Origin of the sequence: Stenotrophomonas sp. SrG, from assembly GCF_050031795.1 — a bacterium.
Taxonomy (GTDB): domain Bacteria; phylum Pseudomonadota; class Gammaproteobacteria; order Xanthomonadales; family Xanthomonadaceae; genus Stenotrophomonas; species Stenotrophomonas rhizophila_A.
The window spans coordinates 1-241 of record NZ_JBNBBE010001015.1; the positions used below are offsets into that span (position 1 = coordinate 1).

The 241-nt window shown below is 70.1% G+C and carries 1 protein-coding gene; it reads left to right on the plus strand.

Translation table 11 applies throughout. The features are described from left to right. On the plus strand, nt 1-241 hold a 241-nt coding region (locus tag ACQG3P_RS22560), incomplete at both ends, for a TonB-dependent receptor domain-containing protein (protein ID WP_426806299.1).

Genomic DNA, 241 nt, shown 5'->3' on the forward strand with positions numbered 1-241 from the left:
CCCCCTCCGCCCGCGCGCCTACCTGGTGTGGACCGCCTGCGACGCCTGGCCCTTCAAGGGTGGCGTGAGGACCGGCTACCAGACCCCGCGCCCGGACCAGCTGTTCCCCGGCGTCACCGGGTTCGGCGGCCATGGCGTGCTGCCGCTGGTGGGGTCGCCCAACCTGCTTCCGGAGACCAGCACGAAATATGAAATCGCCTCGTACTACGAGGGCGAGCGCTGGGGCTTCAACGTCACCGGA